The following is a 15,499-nucleotide window of genomic DNA, read 5'->3' as shown; positions in this document are numbered from 1 at the left end:
AGTGTTCCCTCCTTAAATAATTATTAAGCTTCTTTAGCTTCTTCTTTTCCGTCACTTACGACGATAGTGATGTGGCTAGTACGTTTGTTAATTGCACTTGCACGGCCTTGTGCACGTGGACGGAAACGTTTTAAAGTTGGTCCTTCATTAGCATATGCTTCTTTAACAACTAATTCATCAGTGTTCATATCATAGTTGTGTTCAGCATTTGCTAAAGCGGACATTAATACTTTTTCAATTACTGGTGATGAAGCTTTGTTTGTCAATTTTAAAATTGCAATTGCTTCAGCAGCATTTTTACCTCTGATTAAGTCAAGAACTAATCTAACTTTACGAGGTGCGATTCTTATAGTTCTAGCAACCGCTTTTGCTTCCATTAGGATTTCCTCCTCTACTTATATATGTTATCTTCTTGTTTTCTTGTCGTCTGCTGCATGTCCTTTGAATGTACGAGTTGGAGCAAATTCACCTAATTTGTGACCAACCATATCTTCAGTAACATAAACAGGTACATGCTTACGTCCATCGTATACTGCAAATGTATGTCCAATGAAATTAGGGAAAATTGTAGAACGACGAGACCATGTTTTAATTACTTGTTTTCTTTCACTTCCGTCTTGAGCTTCAACTTTTTTCATTAAATGATCATCGACGAAAGGTCCTTTTTTAATACTACGAGCCATTTGGGCGCCTCCCTTCTTATTGTGTGCGTGCAGCTTTACGCCGCACACCCAAATAAGTTGATTTTATTATTTTCTCTTACGTCCACGTACGATAAGTTTATCTGATGCTTTTTTACCACGACGTGTTTTCTTACCAAGAGTTGGTTTACCCCATGGAGACATTGGAGATGGTCTACCGATTGGAGCACGACCTTCACCACCACCGTGTGGGTGATCGTTAGGGTTCATTACAGAACCACGAACTGTAGGACGGATACCTTTCCATCTTGAACGTCCTGCTTTACCTACGTTAACAAGTTCATGTTGTAAGTTACCAACTTGTCCAATTGTTGCTCGGCATGTTGATAGCACCATACGAACTTCACCAGAACGCAATCTGATTAATACGTATTTACCTTCTTTACCAAGTACTTGAGAGCTGGCACCTGCTGAACGCGCAAGTTGTCCACCTTTTCCTGGTTTTAATTCAATGTTATGGATGATAGTACCAACAGGTATGTTTTGTAATGGTAATGCGTTACCAACTTTGATGTCAGCGTCTTCACCACTTTCAACTACTTGTCCTACTTCTAATCCTTTAGGTGCGATAATATAGCGTTTTTCACCATCTGCATATACTAATAATGCAATATTTGCTGATCTGTTTGGATCATACTGAATAGAATCAACTTTAGCTGTGATTCCATCTTTATTACGTTTGAAATCGATAACACGGTATTGACGTTTGTGGCCGCCACCATGATGGCGTACTGTCAATTTACCTTGGTTGTTACGTCCCGCTCTTTTCGGTAGCGGTTGTAATAATGACTTTTCTGGAGTTGTTTTAGTAATCTCCGCGAAATCTAATGAAGTCATATTACGACGACCATTTGTTATTGGCTTATATTTTTTAAGAGCCATTGTCGCTTACCTCCTTATTGGTAATTTTATTTTAGTTAAATAAGTCGATTGATCCTTCTTTTAATGTAACAATCGCTTTTCTTCGTTTATTCGTATAACCTTGGTATCGGCCCATACGTTTTTTCTTAGGTTTATAGTTCATGATGTTGACATTTGCAACTTTAACGTCAAAGATTTCTTCAACAGCATCTTTAACTTGTGTTTTGTTCACACGAGTATCAACGTCAAATGTATATTTTTCTTCTGCCATAGCTTCTGAAGATTTTTCAGTGATTACGGGGCGCTTAAGAATGTCTCTAGCTTCCATTATCCGAGCACCTCCTCAACTTTTTTAGCAGCTGCTTCAGTGATGATTACACTGTCAGCACTTGAAATATCTAATACGTTTAAACCAGTCGCTGTAGTAACTTGTACTCCAGGAATATTACGTGCAGATAATGCTACGTTTACATCTTCATTTTCTGTCACTACTAAAACTTTTTTAGGTTGTTCTAATGTAGTTAACACGTTTTTGAATTCTTTCGTTTTAGGTGTTTCGAAACCAAAGCTATCTACAACTGTGAATCCATTTTCTTTAACTTTGAATGACAATGCTGAACGTAACGCTAAACGACGCATTTTCTTAGGCATTTTATAAGCATAGCTTCTTGGAGTTGGTCCAAATACGATACCACCACCACGCCATTGTGGCGCACGAATCGTACCTTGACGCGCACGTCCTGTACCTTTTTGTCTCCATGGTTTACGTCCACCGCCACGAACTGCTGAACGATTTTTAACAGCATGTGTTCCTTGGCGTAATGAAGCACGTTGTAATGTAATTGCTTCAAAAAGCACGCTGTTATTTGGTTCAATGCCGAATACTGCATCGCTAAGTTCTACTGAACCTGCTTTAGAACCGTCTACTTTTAATACATCATAATTAGCCATTATGCATTTTCCTCCTTTCGCTACTTAATTATTTATTACCTTTTTTAATTGAAGATTTAATTTCTACTAAGCCTTTTTTAGCTCCTGGAACATTACCTTTTACAAGGATAACGCCATTTTCAGTATCAACTTGTACTACTTCTAAGTTTTGTACAGTCACTGTGTTACCACCCATACGTCCAGGTGCTTTTTGACCTTTAAATACTCTTGAAGCATCAGAAGCCATACCTACTGAACCTGGTGCTCTGTGGAAATGAGAACCGTGAGCCATTGGTCCACGTGCTTGACCATGTCGTTTAATAGCACCTTGGAAACCTTTACCTTTAGATACGCCTGTTACATCAATGATGTCGCCAGCTTCAAATGTATCAACTGAGACTTCTTGACCTACTTCGTATTCATCAACATTGACGTTTCTGAATTCACGAATGAAGCGCTTAGGTGCTGTGCCTGCTTTTTTAGCATGACCTTCAGCTGGTTTCGTTGCATATTTGTTTGATTTTGCATCTTTTTTATATGCTTGTTTGTCTTCAAAACCTACTTGAATAGCATTGTATCCATCTACTTCTTCAGTTTTCTTTTGCAATACTACGTTTTGACTTGCTTCTACTACTGTAACTGGGATTAATTCACCATTTTCTCCAAATACTTGAGTCATCCCAATTTTTCTTCCTAAGATTCCTTTGGTCATCGAAAGTCCACCTCCTAAAATTTTCTATTATAATTTAATTTCGATGTCTACACCAGATGGTAAGTTTAAGCCCATTAAAGCATCAACTGTTTTTGGTGTTGGGTTCACAATATCGATTAAACGTTTGTGTGTACGTTGTTCGAATTGTTCACGAGAATCTTTATACTTATGCACCGCACGGATAATTGTATAAACTGATTTTTCAGTTGGTAACGGAATTGGTCCAGAAACATCTGCACCAGAACGTTTTGCAGTTTCAACAATTTTTTCTGCTGATTGATCAATCACACGGTGATCATAAGCTTTTAATCTGATTCTGATTTTTTGTTTTGCCATAATTTTCCCTCCTTATTCGTCTACATTTAAGTGATAGACTTCTCCACGAAAACTATCTGCCACAACGCCATGGCAAAGCGGCCGGGTGTGTCAGTAACCTTTCGCTTCATCGCTTCTTACAAGTCCAACATTAGATATGATACAGTAAAAACCCATCTAATTCAAGGGGTTTCTGTATTTTTTCTAACCTTGTCTAACACATACCTTTGTATTGTACTTGATAATTACAGTCAGTTCAACTGTTTTTCGCATTTTTAGTCATTAATTATTTAGGTAATATTAGTTTACAGCCTTTTTAATTTCTATATATCTTTTTTTTACATATAATATAGGTAAATGGAGGTGTCGTTACATGAAACATAGTATTAAAGTTACACTTTCACTTATTAGTGTATTTATATTAGTATGTGAATTCTTTTATGGAATCCCCTTTTTAGGTGGAATGATTATCTTTAGTTATTTTTGGCAACCGTTATTATTTAATGCATTTTTATATTTAGTATTGGTTATAATCTTGCTTTTCGATAAACAAAATGCCATTAAGCCTATGCTAGTTATACCTTTAATTGGAATTGTCGGGTCACTTATTGCAATTCTTCCAATTATTGGGATGATTACGCATTGGATTTTATTCTTCTTGATGGTATTTTTCTTATTTATCGTCTTAAGCGCTCCAACTTATCTACCTAATAAAAATGCGCGTGTTGTTTATACACAGTATAAAGATGATAAACATGAGAATCGCTGATTTAATTAAAACGAAGCGGGATAACATTCATTTTGAATTCGTAGTCCCGCCCCGACAAAAGGTTGGCTAAGATTGAAAAAACTTGGTATAAACGCATTTTCAATCAAGTCAACTATTGTCCATATGTAATTAAGATCCTAAAACATGATTCATATGTCTTAGGATCTTTTTAATTTTAACCGTGTACAAACACGAAATATAAAATGAAGAGCACCATTAATACATACATGATTGGATGCACTTCTTTATGTTTTTTAGTAATAAGCATTGTAATTGGGTAGAAAATAAAACCACACGCAATTCCAGTAGCAATAGAATACGATAAAGGCATCATGATAATTGTAATAAACGCTGGAACAGCTACTTCGAACTTTTTCCAATCAATTTCAGCAAAGTTTGCCGCCATCAATACCCCAACAACAACAAGGGCTGGTGTAGTAACAGCACTTGTTACAACTTGCATCAATGGGCTGAAGAATAATGCCAATAAGAAGCAACAACCTGTCACGATACTCGCAAATCCTGTTCTTGCTCCTACAGCAACACCAGAAGTAGATTCTATATATGATGTTGTCGTTGTCGTACCAAATATTGCACCGACGATCGTTGCTAGTGAGTCTGAAAATAATGCTCTACCTGCACGTGGGAGTTTATTATCTTTCATAATACCTGCTTGAGTTGCAACCGCAACTAATGTACCTGCAGTATCAAAGAAATCAATAAATAAAAACGTTAATATTACAATTAAAAATTGAATCGTAAACAGTTGTGATGGATCTTTAAATGCTTCGAAAGCTGCCCCAAATGTTGGTTTAATACTTGGAACATGTCCTACTATACCTGAAGGTGCATGAATAAGTCCCGTTACCATTCCAACAATTGCAGTAATCACCATTCCTATAAAAATTGAACCAGGTACTTTCTTAGCATATAAAATAACCGTTACAACAATACCTAATATCGCTAATAATACTGGCCCTTCTGTTAACTTTCCAAGCGTTACAAGTGTGGATTTGTTTTTCACAATGATTCCAGCGCTTTGTAAACCAACAAAGGTGATAAATAAACCAATACCAGCCGATACTGCCATTTTCATTTGATATGGGATGGCATTAATAATGACTTCGCGCCAACCAGAAATTGTCAAACAGGCAAACACAATTCCTGAGAAAAGCACACCTGTTAATCCGATTTGCCATGGAATACCCAAATTTAATACTACTGTAAATGCAAAGAAGGCATTTAATCCCATACCTGGTGCTAATGCAATAGGGTATCTCGCTATCAATCCCATAAATAAAGAACCAACAAAAGCTGCTAACGCAGTTGCTACAAAAATCGCTCCTTGATCCATCTTCATGTCTGGAGTTACACCCTTAACTCCTGCAAGACTTAAGACATGTGGATTGACAGCCAATATATAAGCCATGGATAAAAATGTCGTTATCCCACCAATAATTTCCTTCTTATAATTCGTGTTATTTTCGTCAAATTGGAAATATTTTCTCACCGTAAAATGCTCCTTTTAATAAAATACTTTAATAGTTTAATACCTATTAGTAGAAAAAACAATAGCAAATACGAACTTTATTATTATAAATCTTCATTTTGTTCGAATTATTTATAGTTTTAAATTTTTCAATGCATCTTTAAACGGATTATTTTCCAACTTTTCATCAGATGACATATATTTCTTCATTTCCTTTTTAGATATCTTATTATTATTTTTATGCTTCATACGCTCATCCATATGTCGTTGTGTTTCCGTATAGCCGCAAATACAACGATATGTCGCTTCTTTCCCTTTACCAAATAATGTCATTTTCTTCTTACAATTTGGACATCTTGCATTCGTTTTACGTTGCACATTCTTTTTCGTTTTACAAGAAGGATCTTGGCATACTAGCATCTGCCCATTCTTTGTTTTTACTTTAATCATAAATTTCCCACATGTAGGACATTCTGTTGTAGTTAAGTTATCATGTTTATATGTCTGCACACTATTTTTAATGTCATGCACTATTTTTGTCGTAAAATCTTGCATTTCCTGTATAAATTTCCGCTGATTATACTTACCTTTTTCAATTCGAGTTAATTTTTCTTCCCATTCTGCAGTTAATAGCGGTGAAGTTAAGGCTTCTGGTGCTAAATCTAATATTTGTTGTCCTTTAGATGTGACCTTAATCTTTCCGTCTGTTGATTCAATTGCATTAATATTGAAAAGTTTTTCAATAATGTCTGCCCGAGTCGCTACGGTGCCAATACCTCCAGTTTGTTTAAGCATTTGTGCATATTTCTTATCTTGTATATGAATAACTTGTTGTGGTGATTCCATCGCTTTTAATAACGTTCCTTCATTAAAATAATCTGGTGGTGTTGTTTGATGTTTCTTTATATTTGTTTGTGAAATTGGATATTGTTGCCCTTGACGGAAAGGTTGTTTCTTTACTTCAGTTTGCGTTGTGTCAAATAAGGCTTTATATCCTAGTTGCAAAGGTATGTTTTCTTTCATTTTAAACTGGTGCTGTGCTACTTCTAACTTAACCGTTGTCATTTCATATTGGTATGGTTCCATTAATGATGCAATAAAGCGCTCAGCCACAAGCATATATATTTTTTGTTCTCTTGCAGTAAGTTGATTTAAATCTGGTCTAATTTCAGTTGGAATGATCGCATGATGATCTGAAACTTTTTTATCATTAATGATATTTAGTTTTGTATTGAACGACTTTTTCATTAGATTTTTAACTGCAACTTTGTAATCAGTTGCAAGTAAAGCTTGCAGTCGTTCAGAGAACGTTTCTACCATATCACTAGTTAAAAAGTTAGAATCGGTTCTAGGATAAGTCACTAATTTATGTCGTTCATATAAATTTTGTAACGTGTTCAGAGTTTCTTTAGGTCCCATTTTAAATCGGCGGTACGCCTCTTGTTGTAAATCAGTTAAGTTAAACAATGCTTGCGGATAGCTTTTTTTACGCTTTGTCTCAACAGTCGTCACTTGAATATTATTTTGTGCGATGGCTTTAACGATATGCTCTAAATCTTCTCTTTGTTTAAAGCGTTGCTGTGAGTCCAAATCAAACTCATAGCCAGCAACTTTAATATGCAATGTGTAGTAATCTTCAGGTTTGAATTGCTTGATTTCTTTCTGACGCTCATACACTAATTGAATGGTTGGCGTTTGCACACGTCCTAATGATAATTGAGCATCATATTTAGTCGTTAAAGCACGTGTTGCGTTAATCCCTACAATCCAATCAGCTTCACTGCGCGCTAATGCTGCTTGATACAGATGATTATATTTTCTCCCGTCTTGTAAGTTCTTAAAACCTTGTTGAATTGCTTTTTTAGTAACTGAACTAATCCACAAACGTTGAATTGGCTTTTTATTGCCTACTTTGTCTAAGATAAGCCGCGCAACAAGTTCGCCTTCTCTACCCGCATCAGTAGCAATAATCACGTTATTTACCTGCTTATTTAACAATAATGATTTCACTGTTTTAAATTGCTTGCTTGTTTTTCCAATTACTATCGTTTTCATATGTTTGGGAATAATGGGCAAATCGTTTAAATTCCATGTCTGATATCTTTTGTCGTAATGCTCGGGTTGAGCATTGGTTACTAAATGTCCAAGTGCCCAGGTCACAATATATTTTTCGTTTTCTATATAACCGTTTTTCTTATGCGTTATGTGTAAAGCATCTGCTATATCTCTCGCAACAGAAGGTTTTTCAGCTAAAATTAAAGATTTCATAATAAGTCCTTTCATTTCAAGTGTCACCATATTCGACACTATTTTGTCATTAATAGTCTTATTGTAACATGTGATTTCACATGCAAAGCTTTTAATTGTTGACGATTATTCTTATAATTAACTTAACTATAAGGTGCGGGAGGTAAATCAATGGAAATTCATAAACTCACAGAATTAGCAACGATTAAGTCATTTATAGAAGCTTCGAGTTACATTCAGACCTCATATTTATATAAATTGCCTCAAAATTATGATGATATAGATACTTTATTAACCAAGGCAATACATTTTCCAGGTGTATTTGCATGTGCAGATAATAACAATGATATAAAGGCCATTTTGTTTGCTTTCTCTTATGCAAAAGATTGTTATAAAGTCATTGGTCCATTTACTAAAGGAGAGCATGACTTAACTGTGGAGGATTTTCAAGCGTTATTTAATGCATTAAATTCAAATGTATCTGCTCATTCGATTTTTAATTTTTCTTTTGAAGAAGGACTCCAAACGTATTATCCATTGATGGATGCTATTCATGCGCATTATAATTTCACGGATTACTATCTAGAAGCCTATAAGCAAACACATGCGGAGACAATTAATCCTAATATTATTGAATATCATACAGCTTTTTACCGTCATTTTGCTAAGTTGCATCATGATACTTTTAAACACGGCGCACATACAGCAGAAGAACTTATCGCTACATTAGATGATTACCATCGTTTATTCCTTTTTGTTAGTGAAGGCATCTTAAAAGGTTATCTGTATCTACAAATTGATACTACTGGTTCCCATGCTGAAATTAAATACTTTAGCTCTCACTCAGATTATCGTTTCATGGGCATTGGCTTTGATTTATTAAGTTATGGACTGAATTATGCCTTTAAGCACTATGAAATTAAAAAAGTTCATTTTAAAATACGAAGTAAAAATACAAAACTTGTATCACGCTTTAATGAACTTGGTTTCAAAGTCAATTATGAATATAAAAAATTTAAACTTGAACAATTCACTAAGCCTACAAGTAGCAACTAAAAAGTGATTTGGACAAGTCTGGGACATCATTACGTTTTAAGCTATGAACTAAATATTGACGGATTGAAAATACGCTGATACCAACCTTTTTCAATCCTTGTCAACCTTGTTGGAGCGGGACTACGAATTCATAATGAATACTGTTCTGCTCCAGTTCTTGTTTGTATGATTACGGTTTTTACCCAATCATAATATATCCTGTTATTTATGATACAAAGACTGCTTGATATACATATAGTATAACGATACTAATCATTATCGTTAAATTGGTCACCATGCCAATAAACGGTAGCGTTTTGTATTTAAATTGAATTGCGTAAGGAATAATAGCTACACCTACTGGTAATAGCCAAGTAACAAACAATGTCGTTCTAATCATTGGATCGGAGACCGGCAAGAAGAAATAGACTGCCAGACCTGCTGCCAAACCAACGCCGTAATGAATTGCTAAGTACTTTATTGCTACAGCAATATAATTCCGTTCAATTTGGAAGTTAAGCATCATTCCCAGTAGTATCATTGATAATGGCATATTAGCCTTTGATAAAATGCTAAAGAAGTCAATAGCAATATGTGGCAGATGAATGTTAAACATATTAAGTGAAAACATCGTGATATAAGTTACTAGAGGAACAGACTGAACTAACTTTTTAGCTAAAAATTTAAAATTAAATTGATCGGTACCTTCACTATAGTAACTCCCAACAAAGTATGTTACGCCAAACATAATGATAGCTCCCCCAATATCAGCCATACCAAAATAAATCAACCCTTTTTGAGGCCATATCGCTTCTACTAATGGATAGGCAAATAATCCTATATTTAAAGCTGCCATCATCATTCCCACTGATCCACGCATATTATTTGAATACCTTTTAAACAGCCAAATTATAAAGACTTTAGATAATACACCGTAAACGAGCATCATAATAGGCAATATTACAAAAGACATATCTAAATCTGCTTGATTTAAATTTACAATCACCAGAGAAGGCAAAGTGACATTAATTACAAGTGTTGCTAGTACCTGGCTATCAGCCGCTTTAACAAAGTGAATGCGCTTAAGAAAATAACCAAGCCCTATTAGCAAAATAATCATAACAAATTGTTCAGTCACGATACGCCCTTCTTTCATTTAAAGTTTATATATACATTAAAGTACTCTATCATAGTTTTACTTCGGTTTAGAAGTCTTTATATTCATGATATAATTCTTTTAACCATTATTTTATGATGACAAAGGAGTTCATTTTATGGATTTAGAAGCTAAATTAGCTGAATTGAAATATGATTATGTTCGCTTGCAAAATGATTTAGAAAAAAAAGAATCGTTAAATCAAAATGTTGATCCATTGATTGGACAATTAGCTGAAATTGAACAGCAAATTGCAACATTACGGTCAAAAATGCGTCATAATTAATCATCTAGTCATATTAACATTAACATGCTATGATAGGCTCTGGCCTAGAAAGGAAGTCTAAAATGCAACTATATCTGATACTTTTACCTATTTTATATCTCGTTGTGAGCTATATTAGCATTTATAAAATGCCAACAATTTTCACAAGAATATTGCGCATTATTATGGGGATATTACTACTCTTCGTAATTGCAATCACTACTCTGCAATTCCCAACAGAAAATTGGTGGGTATTTATTGTATTACTTTTACTTGTTGGTAATGTTGAAGTAACTGGATTCAAAGCAATAAAACAAGATCGCAAAGGCTTGCTTATTTTGAATCTCTTAACTCTTTTGTTATACATTGTTTACTTAATTTTAGTATTCATCATGTATTAGTTTAAACTGTGAAATGAATACTATATATTGCAAAACACACATGACTATCATACTCGTTAGTCATGTGTGTTTTTTTAGATTATTTACGGGTTAGTTTTCCTTTTAAAGTAAATAAAATTTCGTATATTACTGGTACAACAATGAGCGTTAAGAGTGTAGAAGAAATAAGTCCACCGATGACTGTTGCTGCCATCCCTTTAGAAATTAAAATTGAGCTATCTTGTCCAAATAATAATGGTAATAATGCACCAATAGTAGCAATAGCTGTCATTAAAATTGGACGTATACGGATGCCTCCTGCCTCAATTAATGCTTCTTTCATCGACATGCCTGCATGCTCATTATTGATTACTCGATCAATTAATACAATTGCATTGGTCACTACAATACCTATTAACATCAACACACCAATTAAACTTGGGACCGAAATAGTTTCTCCAGTAATGAGCAGTGCTAATACAACTCCAATAACTGTATAAGGTAAAGAGAATAAAATTGTAAATGGTGCTAGTCCGCCTTTAAACGTGATAACTAGAATGAGATAGACAATAATAATCGCAGCCAACATTGCAACTGCCAATTGTCCCATGGCTGTATTAATGTCATCCGTCGCGCCACCAACACTAATGCTGACATGATTAGGTTTATCTATTTTGTTCACCTTTTGCATGACTGTTTGTGACGTACCACCTACGTCTTTACTAATCACCTTACCAGAAATCGTAGTCGCATAATCACCTTCTTCTTGTACAAGTTTGCTAGGTGTTGATGTTTCATTAAGTGTTGCTATATCACTTAACTTAATTGAGCCTCCAGTTGGTTTTTTCAACTCAATATTTTCTAATTTCGTTTTAGACCAATCTGTACGTTTATTTTGTTTCACTTTAACATCAATAGATTTTCCATTTTCTTTAACCGTTGAAATCGTCTTTTCAGGTAAATTTTCATTTAAATTTAACGCAAGTTGACTTGCAGAAATGCCATTGTCAGTCGCTTTATTTTGATTAACTTTTATCTCATATTGATCATATGTCTCTGATAAATCTGATTTGACATTTGCCACTCCTGAAGTTTTCTTCATCGCTTGTTCAACTTTAGCGACGGTCCCTTTAATTGCTTCTGTAGACTTACCTTTTACCGTTACTTCTATTGAACTGTTGCCGACACCTGTTCCCATATCTAAATTCTTCCATGTTCCAGGGTGTTTATAACGATCCAAGTGTTTTAACACTTTATCTGGTTCCTCGTCAAAGTGAGGTGTATCTTTGGCATATTCAACCATAATTGCCATACTATTTGTACTACCAGTTGGGTCAGCCGGTGATGGTCCACCAACTGAATATTGTACCGTCTTAACTTTCTTCTTACTTTGCAAATATTTTTCAGCATCTTTCGCATGCTTTAATACTGCTTCTTCAGTTTCACCTGGTTTCGGTGTATAAGTAACTGCTAAAAACTTATCTTCACCAGTAGAGATATAACTTGTTCCCAACTTAGTGCCACCTAAGACAACACTCGCTATTAATATAATTGTAGTTATAATAATAACTAACCATTTGTGATTCAATGACCATGATAAGACTTTTTGGTATCCACGACCAACTGTACCTAGACTTTCATTATTTTGTTTAACCTGTCGTTGTTGTTTGAGACCTCTCTTGAAAAATGTTGAGGCTAACGCCGGTACAACCGTGATTGACACAAGTAATGATGCCAATAAACTAAAGGCAATCGCCAAGGCAAATGGTCTAAACATTTCTCCTACAGAACCAGAAACAAATGCCAAAGGTAGAAAGACGACAATTGTAACTAATGTTGAAGACAAGATTGGTTTAAACACTTCTGTTGTTGCATTTATAATCAATGGATTCCCTTTGAGCTGTTCTTTTGGATCTGACAACCGTCGATAAATATTTTCTACAACTACAATGGAGTCATCAATAACACGGCCAATTGCAATCGTCAAAGCGCCTAAAGTTAGTATATTTAATGACACATCTGTTAGTTTCAGAGCTACCAATGCAATTAATATTGACAATGGAATTGATACTATAGAAATTGCTGTCGTTCTAATATTGCGCAAGAATAGTAATATAACAATAATAGCCACCATCGTACCTAATGCGGCTTTTTCAACCATCGTGTAAAGAGAGTCTTGGATAGGTTTTGCCGTATCCATCGTTTTCACGCCATCAATTTTAGCGTTATTTTGAGTAAACTTATCGATGGTTTGTTGAACATCTTTAGCAACTTGAACAGTATTGGCGTCTTGCGCTTTCATTACTTGAACATTAACAGCATCTTTACCATTTGTCTTCGAAATAGATTGACGTTCATCACCAATCTTTATATCAGCTAAATCCTGTAATTTAACAGATGGTATATTACCTGTTGAAGTTAATGAATCAGAAGATTGTGGCTTAGATGAAGCTAATGCACTAGTATCATTAGATTGGCTATTACTAGCAGATGTTTGCTTACTATTACTTGATTGATTTGAATTCTGACTTTGACCAGCCATACTTAACGGTATTTGTAGATTTTTAAAAGCATCTACAGAGGTGAACTGACCATCTACAACAATTGATTTATCTGTATTATTAAATTGGAACAAGCCCAGTGGTGTTTCTCTAGATGCCGCTTTAACATAATTTTCAACGTCCTCAGCTGTCATCCCTACTTTATCCAATTGATCTTGCTTAAATTTCATAGTAATTTCACGTGTTGTTTGCCCATTTAATTGGGCATTTTGTACACCATCAATGGTTTGTAGTTTCGGAATCAGTTGTTTCTGTATTGCATTGGTTGTTTCTTTTAAATTACCATCTTTATTCGTAAAGGAATATGCCACAATAGGAAAAGCATCCATAGAATTACGTGTTAATTCCGGCTGACTTACCCCTTCTTTAAATTCTATTTTATCTATTTCTTTTTTCAATACTTCTTCTGCTTTATCCATATCTGTATTGTTTTCATATTCTACAGTAACAATAGATGCATTTTGTATTGACTCAGTCTTCACATTTTTGACATAGGCTAACGATCGAATTTGACTATCGATTTTACTACTGATTTCATCTTGAGTTGTTTGCGGTGTTGCACCAGGCATTGTCGTTTGCACAGAAATCACTGGATTTTCAACATCTGGTAACAATTCTAATTTTAGTTTTGCACTCGCATATACACCACCTAAAATCACCAAGACGACCATTAAAAAGATTGCAAATTTATTACCAAGTGAAAATTTTAATAGCTTTTTTATCATTTATATTGTCCCCTACCTTTGAATGTCTAAAAAAATCTGAACGAATCTCCAATACAGACACGTCCAGATCAAATTGTCACCTTATTACGTACACCGACATTACTTTCGTTTCAATTTTCGAGATAACTTTATCTTTGCTTTAGTTAAAGTGGGCTTAACCTTTTCAATAAGTTGATATAATGGTTTGTTAAGCGGATAATCAAATTCACCAATTTTTTCACTTAAGTATGTTCCCCATGTCTTTTTAAAAATCCACAAACCATAATGTTCACTATCTTTAGGTGGATTATTATCGGTACCACCGAAATCATATGATGTTGCACCTTTATCTCTCGCATAGCGCATCATCGCAAATTGCATATGATGGTTTGGTAAGAAATCACGATAATCATTAGATGATGCACCGTATAAATAATAAGCTTTTTTGCCGCAAAACATTAGTAGCGCACCTGATAAATAAAGACCATCAGGATGTTTTTCCAAAAGTGATTCTAATTCTTGACGTCGTTCTACTTCATTATTCATCTTATTTTGTGCATCATTAATTTTATTTAAAGTTTTTTTATCTTGCTTTTTTTGTTGTAACTTTTCAATTTCATTATTTAATTTTTCAATTTCTTTTGTTGTTTCAGCTATAACCGGTTTAGGCTCTAGTTTCACTAAAAAGAGTTCAGCATCTCCATCTTCATGAAGTGCATCATAAATCGTTTCAAAGTAACTCACATCACGAGTTAAAAAGCCATCACGTTCACCAGTGATTTTCATTAACTGTGCAAACGTTCCTAAACCTTCACGCCCAGCATGTTCTACTTGAGTACCACGTCTTAGAGCAAGTCTTACTTTTGATCGATTGCGTTTATCAAAGCTCTTGATAAGTTCTTCATCTGATTTATCGATAGGTGTAATCATTGTCATTCGCGGTTGAATATAGTCTTTAGACAGCCCTTCTTTAAATCCTTTATGTTTAAAGCCTAATTTCTTAAGATTTTTAATGGCTTGAATTCCTTGGTCAACCTCGACATCTGGATCAATTTTAATCGTATAGGCTTTTTCTTCTTTAGCAAGCGCAGTTGTTTCTGCCAACAATAATTCTAATGCTGCTGTATCTTCATAATCCACAACAAACCCACGTGAGACATAACATAATGTAAATGGTAGTTTTGGGATTCTTTTAAATAATAATTGGGCTACACCTTTAATTTCACCATTTTCACCTACAGCAACTCTTTTTGAATACCAACCAGTAAGTTGCTTCGTCTCTGCCCATTTAGTTAATTGTAATAAATCTCCATGAGGATGAGATTTAACAAACGCGTCATGTTCTTGATTTGTGATATTCATCTTTTCCATGCT

16 protein-coding genes are annotated in these 15,499 nt (G+C 34.7%); 4 read left to right on the top strand and 12 right to left on the bottom strand.

Annotation, left to right across the window (positions count from 1 at the left end; all coding sequences use genetic code 11):
- Positions 1-23 precede the first annotated feature (23 nt).
- The 7 genes from rplV to rpsJ form a co-directional block, all read right to left on the bottom strand.
- Entirely contained in the window at positions 24-377 is a 354-nt protein-coding gene (rplV, locus tag HMPREF2597_RS01485) for a 50S ribosomal protein L22 (protein WP_000387527.1), read from the bottom strand.
- Positions 378-404: 27 nt separating this feature from the next.
- Entirely contained in the window at positions 405-683 is a 279-nt protein-coding gene (gene rpsS, locus HMPREF2597_RS01480; protein ID WP_002478831.1) for a 30S ribosomal protein S19, read from the bottom strand.
- Positions 684-749: 66 nt separating this feature from the next.
- Positions 750-1,583, bottom strand: a complete 834-nt coding sequence (rplB, locus tag HMPREF2597_RS01475; protein WP_002460067.1) for a 50S ribosomal protein L2 — start codon at positions 1,581-1,583, stop codon at positions 750-752.
- Positions 1,584-1,614: 31 nt separating this feature from the next.
- On the bottom strand, positions 1,615-1,890 hold the full coding sequence (rplW, locus tag HMPREF2597_RS01470) for a 50S ribosomal protein L23 (protein ID WP_002460068.1): 276 nt from the start codon (positions 1,888-1,890) through the stop codon (positions 1,615-1,617).
- A complete protein-coding gene (rplD, locus tag HMPREF2597_RS01465) occupies positions 1,890-2,513 on the bottom strand; it encodes a 50S ribosomal protein L4 (protein WP_002478830.1) in 624 nt (207 codons plus the stop codon). Before rplD ends, rplW begins: the two co-directional genes overlap by 1 nt.
- Positions 2,514-2,541: 28 nt before the next feature.
- The gene (rplC, locus tag HMPREF2597_RS01460) at positions 2,542-3,204 is read right to left on the bottom strand and encodes a 50S ribosomal protein L3 (RefSeq protein ID WP_002478829.1); all 663 of its coding nucleotides are present in this window, start codon (positions 3,202-3,204) and stop codon (positions 2,542-2,544) included.
- 27 nt (positions 3,205-3,231) lie between these two features.
- Positions 3,232-3,540, bottom strand: a complete 309-nt coding sequence (gene rpsJ / locus HMPREF2597_RS01455; protein WP_001118667.1) for a 30S ribosomal protein S10 — start codon at positions 3,538-3,540, stop codon at positions 3,232-3,234.
- Positions 3,541-3,892: 352 nt separating this feature from the next.
- Between rpsJ and HMPREF2597_RS01450 the strand changes: the two genes are divergently transcribed.
- Complete coding sequence (locus HMPREF2597_RS01450; RefSeq protein WP_002460071.1) at positions 3,893-4,288, top strand: hypothetical protein; 396 nt, start codon at positions 3,893-3,895, stop codon at positions 4,286-4,288.
- 175 nt (positions 4,289-4,463) lie between these two features.
- On the opposite strand, the gene HMPREF2597_RS01445 is transcribed toward HMPREF2597_RS01450, so the two are convergent.
- Both HMPREF2597_RS01445 and HMPREF2597_RS01440 read right to left on the bottom strand, forming a co-directional pair.
- Positions 4,464-5,798 carry an NCS2 family permease gene (locus HMPREF2597_RS01445; RefSeq protein ID WP_002460073.1) on the bottom strand — a complete coding sequence of 445 codons (1,335 nt, stop codon included), beginning with the start codon at positions 5,796-5,798 and terminating at the stop codon, positions 4,464-4,466.
- Positions 5,799-5,909: 111 nt separating this feature from the next.
- A complete protein-coding gene (locus HMPREF2597_RS01440) occupies positions 5,910-8,045 on the bottom strand; it encodes a DNA topoisomerase III (RefSeq protein ID WP_002478828.1) in 2,136 nt (711 codons plus the stop codon).
- 150 nt (positions 8,046-8,195) lie between these two features.
- On the opposite strand from HMPREF2597_RS01440, the gene HMPREF2597_RS01435 reads away from it, so the two are divergent.
- Positions 8,196-9,080, top strand: coding sequence for a GNAT family N-acetyltransferase (locus HMPREF2597_RS01435; RefSeq protein WP_002478827.1), 885 nt, complete (start codon positions 8,196-8,198; stop codon positions 9,078-9,080).
- 205 nt (positions 9,081-9,285) lie between these two features.
- Here the strand turns inward: HMPREF2597_RS01435 and HMPREF2597_RS01430 are convergent, their stop codons facing one another.
- Positions 9,286-10,197, bottom strand: a complete 912-nt coding sequence (locus HMPREF2597_RS01430; RefSeq protein ID WP_002478826.1) for an AEC family transporter — start codon at positions 10,195-10,197, stop codon at positions 9,286-9,288.
- Positions 10,198-10,333: 136 nt separating this feature from the next.
- Here HMPREF2597_RS01430 and HMPREF2597_RS12685 point away from each other — a divergent pair, with 136 nt between their 5' ends.
- Both HMPREF2597_RS12685 and mspA read left to right on the top strand, forming a co-directional pair.
- On the top strand, positions 10,334-10,501 hold the full coding sequence (locus tag HMPREF2597_RS12685) for an SE1832 family protein (RefSeq protein WP_002460077.1): 168 nt from the start codon (positions 10,334-10,336) through the stop codon (positions 10,499-10,501).
- Between the two features lie 62 nt (positions 10,502-10,563).
- A complete protein-coding gene (gene mspA, locus HMPREF2597_RS12800; RefSeq protein ID WP_002478825.1) occupies positions 10,564-10,881 on the top strand; it encodes a membrane stabilizing protein MspA in 318 nt (105 codons plus the stop codon).
- Between the two features lie 79 nt (positions 10,882-10,960).
- On the opposite strand, the gene HMPREF2597_RS01420 is transcribed toward mspA, so the two are convergent.
- Positions 10,961-14,146, bottom strand: coding sequence for an efflux RND transporter permease subunit (locus tag HMPREF2597_RS01420; protein WP_012990769.1), 3,186 nt, complete (start codon positions 14,144-14,146; stop codon positions 10,961-10,963).
- Between the two features lie 99 nt (positions 14,147-14,245).
- On the bottom strand, positions 14,246-15,496 hold the full coding sequence (locus HMPREF2597_RS01415; RefSeq protein ID WP_002478823.1) for a lipid II:glycine glycyltransferase FemX: 1,251 nt from the start codon (positions 15,494-15,496) through the stop codon (positions 14,246-14,248).
- Positions 15,497-15,499 lie beyond the last annotated feature (3 nt).

It is taken from the genome of Staphylococcus sp. HMSC063A07 (genome assembly GCF_001836955.1).
Classification (GTDB): Bacteria; Bacillota; Bacilli; order Staphylococcales; family Staphylococcaceae; genus Staphylococcus; species Staphylococcus lugdunensis.
This window is presented reverse-complemented; position numbering and strand designations above follow the sequence as displayed.

Excerpts from the sequence above, each read along its gene's own strand:
- HMPREF2597_RS01440 (WP_002478828.1), bottom strand. The coding sequence starts at position 8,045 with ATGAAATCTTTAATTTTAGCTGAAAAACCTTCTGTTGCGAGAGATATA.
- HMPREF2597_RS01415 (WP_002478823.1), bottom strand. The coding sequence starts at position 15,496 with ATGGAAAAGATGAATATCACAAATCAAGAACATGACGCGTTTGTTAAA.
- rplW (WP_002460068.1), bottom strand. The coding sequence starts at position 1,890 with ATGGAAGCTAGAGACATTCTTAAGCGCCCCGTAATCACTGAAAAATCT.
- rplD (WP_002478830.1), bottom strand. The coding sequence starts at position 2,513 with ATGGCTAATTATGATGTATTAAAAGTAGACGGTTCTAAAGCAGGTTCA.
- HMPREF2597_RS01450 (WP_002460071.1), top strand. The coding sequence starts at position 3,893 with ATGAAACATAGTATTAAAGTTACACTTTCACTTATTAGTGTATTTATA.
- rplC (WP_002478829.1), bottom strand. The coding sequence starts at position 3,204 with ATGACCAAAGGAATCTTAGGAAGAAAAATTGGGATGACTCAAGTATTT.
- HMPREF2597_RS01420 (WP_012990769.1), bottom strand. The coding sequence starts at position 14,146 with ATGATAAAAAAGCTATTAAAATTTTCACTTGGTAATAAATTTGCAATC.
- rplV (WP_000387527.1), bottom strand. The coding sequence starts at position 377 with ATGGAAGCAAAAGCGGTTGCTAGAACTATAAGAATCGCACCTCGTAAA.
- HMPREF2597_RS01435 (WP_002478827.1), top strand. The coding sequence starts at position 8,196 with ATGGAAATTCATAAACTCACAGAATTAGCAACGATTAAGTCATTTATA.
- rplB (WP_002460067.1), bottom strand. The coding sequence starts at position 1,583 with ATGGCTCTTAAAAAATATAAGCCAATAACAAATGGTCGTCGTAATATG.
- rpsJ (WP_001118667.1), bottom strand. The coding sequence starts at position 3,540 with ATGGCAAAACAAAAAATCAGAATCAGATTAAAAGCTTATGATCACCGT.
- HMPREF2597_RS12685 (WP_002460077.1), top strand. The coding sequence starts at position 10,334 with ATGGATTTAGAAGCTAAATTAGCTGAATTGAAATATGATTATGTTCGC.
- mspA (WP_002478825.1), top strand. The coding sequence starts at position 10,564 with ATGCAACTATATCTGATACTTTTACCTATTTTATATCTCGTTGTGAGC.
- rpsS (WP_002478831.1), bottom strand. The coding sequence starts at position 683 with ATGGCTCGTAGTATTAAAAAAGGACCTTTCGTCGATGATCATTTAATG.